This is a genomic window from Nostoc sp. NMS4 (assembly GCF_017115095.1).
Classification (GTDB): domain Bacteria; phylum Cyanobacteriota; class Cyanobacteriia; order Cyanobacteriales; family Nostocaceae; genus Nostoc.
The window spans coordinates 1-4,246 of the sequence record NZ_JABXKI010000362.1; the positions used below are offsets into that span (position 1 = coordinate 1).

At 41.0% G+C, this 4,246-nt stretch carries 3 protein-coding genes; all 3 read left to right on the forward strand.

Translation table 11 applies throughout. The features are described from left to right. Positions 1-495: 495 nt before the first annotated feature. Genes HWQ37_RS31105 through HWQ37_RS31115 form a run of 3 tightly spaced genes read left to right on the forward strand, consistent with a single transcriptional unit; the run spans position 496 to position 4,097 of the window. Entirely contained in the window at positions 496-693 is a 198-nt protein-coding gene (locus HWQ37_RS31105; protein WP_292754530.1) for an SDR family NAD(P)-dependent oxidoreductase, read from the forward strand. A gap of 24 nt (positions 694-717) precedes the next feature. Beyond that, positions 718-2,841, forward strand: a complete 2,124-nt coding sequence (locus tag HWQ37_RS31110; protein ID WP_292754533.1) for an amylo-alpha-1,6-glucosidase — start codon at positions 718-720, stop codon at positions 2,839-2,841. A 14-nt stretch (positions 2,842-2,855) separates the two neighbouring features. After that, positions 2,856-4,097, forward strand: a complete 1,242-nt coding sequence (locus HWQ37_RS31115) for a permease (protein ID WP_292754535.1) — start codon at positions 2,856-2,858, stop codon at positions 4,095-4,097. The last annotated feature ends 149 nt before the right edge of the window (positions 4,098-4,246 follow it).

A 4,246-nucleotide genomic window follows, 5' to 3' on the forward strand; every position in this document is an offset into this window, starting at 1 on the left:
AATGATTTTGGCTTTTAACCTTATTTTTAAGCCAAATTTTGATGTTTAACTAATAATTTGGCATAACAGGTACTGAAGAACCAAATAAATTATGATTTCCTGTTAGCTAAATTCCTCCAATTTCCAATTTTAATAAATTTATTTATGGGGTTTTCCCCCTGTCCCCTGATCCCTGCCCCTTTTGCTCTTCATTGACTTCATCCTTTAAAGATTTCATCTAATAATGAAATCGTGATGAAATTTTTATAGCTCTTTCGGTAGAGATATTTATTATTCCAATGGCTAGAAGCGTTCATTCTTGCAAACCTCTAAAGTAATGCCAGAATCACCAAAATAGCTGTCAAAAATTAAAAACATAAGCAAAATATGTAATTGGTATAAAAAGTTCAACGTAGGACAGCTTGCTTCAATTTGGATTCAATCATAAGTTTTCAATATCAGCTATCCTCAAACTTTGCAAATGAAAATACATAGCAAAAATTCTGAAAAAGTATTATGAGTTATTCCCCTTACCTACTTAAAGGTCAAAAACCACTTGTGACAGGTGCTAGTTCTGGAATTGGTGAAGCGATCGCTCGCTATTTAGCTTTATCAGGTGCAGCAGTAGCTGTCAACTATCATTCGGAAGCTGAGTCAGCCCAAAAACTTGTCGATGAGATCAAACTTACCGCTTGTTGGAAGCGGGGAAATTAAAACCACACAATTGGTTAATTGAGAATGCCTACAAAAGTTACTGTCAATTCGGGTTTGATAACCATTAACGATGGTTCCTCTTTTTTAGTAACGGCTAGTGATGGTTCTATCGACGAGAATTTACCTCAAGGTTTTTTTGTTTGGGACACACGGCTGATTTCTTACTACGAAATTTCTCTGAATCGCTATCGCCTTTCGCTGCTAGCCTCTAGCAATATCACCCATCATAATGCACTTTACCAATTCACTAACCCACAACTTCCTATTATCAACGGCTCCTTACCCCCTGGTAGTTTGCTTGTAACTGTTCGGCGCGACATTGTGGAAGGTATGCATGAAGATATTGATATAATTAACTATCACAGTGAAGCTGTTAAGTTTCAATTAATGCTAGCTGTGCGTTCTGATTTTGCGGATATTTTTGAAGTCAAATCACAGCAAATATTGACGCGGGGTGAGACACAAACCAAATGGGAAAATGGTGTACTTACTACTGAATATCGCAACGGCTCTTTCTTCCGAGGTATTGTGATTGAGCCAGTTTGTGGTAATTCTGAGCCACGCTATGCCAATGGTCGTTTAATGTTTGATGTGGTCATTGCTCCTGGGAAAACATGGCACACTTGTGTCAATTTTACAGCCTTAGCTGATGGAAATGTTTTCAAACCTCAAAATAGCTGCGCTGTGCCTCACAATACGAAAGCGGGAAAGGTTAGGGATGAATTTCTGATTAATGCGACAAAGTTGCGCTCGTCTAATGCTGAAATTGCCGAATACTATCAGCAAGCGATCGCAGATATGGGAGCGCTGCGGATTGATGTGGATGATAATGGACATAAATTTTGGATGCCGGCTGCTGGTATTCCTTGGTTTGTCGCCGTTTTTGGACGCGACTCAATAATTGCTAGCTTGCAAGCGATCGCAGTTTATCATGAATTTGCCCGTGGCACGTTGCTGAAACTGGCTCAACTCCAAGCAACTGAGTTGGATGATTGGCACGATGCCCAACCGGGCAAAATGCTGCACGAAATGCGGCGCGATGAGTTAACTACACTCAACTTACTTCCTTATCATCCCTACTACGGAACGGTAGATACTACCATCCTGTGGATTGTTACTTTATCTGAAGCCTATAACTGGAATGCTGATCTCAGTATGCTTGATGAGTGTCGAGAACCACTGGAAAAGGCGCTAAATTGGATTGACAAATACGGCGATTTTGACGGGGATGGCTTTGTTGAGTATTTAACTCGTTCGTCAAAAGGATTACGCAATCAAGGTTGGAAAGATTCGGGTGACGCAATAGTTTACCCAAATGGTGAGTTAGTTGAGCCGCCAATCGCTTTATGTGAAGTCCAAGGCTACGTTTATGATGCGTGGCTGAGGGCAGCTTTAATTTATGAAGTGTGGGGCGAAAAAGAACAAGCGAAAAAGCTACGTCAAAAAGCCGAAGAACTTTATCAACGATTTAACGATCGCTTTTGGATGGAATCTGAAGGTTTTTACTGTTTAGGATTAGACGATAAAAAGCAGCAAATTCAATCAATTACCTCAAATCCTGGTCATCTGCTCTGGTCTGGTATTGTCCCACAGGAACGAGCAAAAAAACTTGTTAACCGACTTTTTCAACCAGATATGTGGTGTGGTTGGGGTGTGCGGACTCTTTCATCTCAAAATCAGGCATATAACCCGATTAGTTATCAACGGGGTAGTGTTTGGCCTCATGATAATTCCATAATTGCCGCCGGATTAAAGCGATATGGCTATCACCAAGAAGCTAACCGCATTGCTGAGGGTATCTTTGCTGCTGCTAGTTATTTTCAAGCTGGACGAATGCCAGAATTGTTTGCGGGAATTGAACGCCAAGATGATAACTTTCCAGTCCCATACCCAGACGCTAACATACCCCAAGCTTGGGCTGCTGGTTCAATTTTCTTACTCATTCGTACCATTTTAGGACTCAAAGTTGATGCCTCAAAACAACAGTTAAAAGTACAGCCGAATCTACCAGATTGCTTACCCGATTTAGAACTCACAAATTTGTCAGTAGGAGACGCTATGGTGGGATTGCGATTTTGGCGCAATGGCGAACAAACTCAATGGGAAGTTACCCATCTTGATGGTGAATTAGAAATTTCTAATACTTAGGAATTGGGATAAAAATGAACACTATAAACCCTTTCAGCGACCCCATAAATGGAATTTTCCTAGCACTCAGCATGACATTTTCTATGTTCTGGGAAATTCTTTGGGCGCTCATTCTTGGTTTTACACTATCAGGGATTGTTCAAGCGGTAATTTCCAAAGGGGAAATGAGCCGACTACTACCAGATGCGTCACCAAAATCGATCGCAGTAGCCTGTGGTTTAGGTGCAGCTTCATCGTCATGTTCTTATGCTTCTGTCGCCCTTGCCCGTTCCATCTTTCGCAAAGGTGGTAACTTTACAGCAGCGATCGCATTTCAATTTGCCTCAACTAATTTAGTCATTGAACTAGGCATTATCTTGGCAGTATTAATGGGATGGCAATTTACCCTGGCTGAGTATGTCGGTGGGCTATTGATGATTGGAATATTAGTGTTTCTATTTAAAGTATTCCTAAAACCCCAGATGGTGAAAGCAGCGAAACAGCAAGCCAACCGGGGACTCTCTGGCAAAATGGAAGGACACGCCAACATGGATATGTCGGTGACAGAAGGTTCCATTTGGCAAAGAATTTTTTCTGATAAAGGATTTACATCCATTAGCCACTACTTTGTCATGGACTGGGTTTCGGTATGGTTAGATATTGCGCTGGGATTAGTAATTGCAGGGGCTTTGGCTGCTTGGGTATCCAACGACTTTTGGCAAGCATTCTTTCTCACAGATCACCCTATATGGTCTAAATTATGGGGGCCCATTGTCGGCCCAATTGTCGCAATATTTTCCTTTGTTTGTTCTGTGGGGAATGTTCCTCTAGCGGCTGTGCTGTGGAATGGAGGTATTAGCTTTGGAGGTGTAGTAGCATTTATTTTTGCCGATTTGATTATACTACCAATTTTGAATATTTACCGCAAATATTACAGTTTAAAAGTTAGCATATTTCTAGCGATCGCTTTCTACACAGCGATGGTAAGCGCGGCATTAATCATTGAAGTTATGTTCCAAATTTTGGGATTAATACCACAAGAACACAACGCCAAAGTAGTTGAGGCATCTATCCAATTTAACTACACTACAGTATTGAATATTTTGTTTTTGGCTCTAGCAGCTTTACTAGTTGCGCGGTTCTTCAACACTGGTGGGCCGAATATGCTGAGAATGATGGATAACGGCAGCGAAGAAGAAGATAGCGAACACCATAACATGATGCATTATGTTGTGAGGAAGAGGAGAAAGAAATCTGTGAGAAACTTACCTATTTAGAAGCTAATATTTACAATCATGGCAATTGATTCATCTAAGAAAATAATCTTTGCGGCGATGGGGGCTAACTTAGCGATCGCCTTTCAATACATTTCGGATCAAAAAGAGCCAAACAAAACACTTGTAGAGACGGCGATTTATCGCGTCTC

Excerpts from the sequence above, each read along its gene's own strand:
- HWQ37_RS31115 (WP_292754535.1), top strand. The coding sequence starts at position 2,856 with ATGAACACTATAAACCCTTTCAGCGACCCCATAAATGGAATTTTCCTA.
- HWQ37_RS31105 (WP_292754530.1), top strand. The coding sequence starts at position 496 with ATGAGTTATTCCCCTTACCTACTTAAAGGTCAAAAACCACTTGTGACA.
- HWQ37_RS31110 (WP_292754533.1), top strand. The coding sequence starts at position 718 with ATGCCTACAAAAGTTACTGTCAATTCGGGTTTGATAACCATTAACGAT.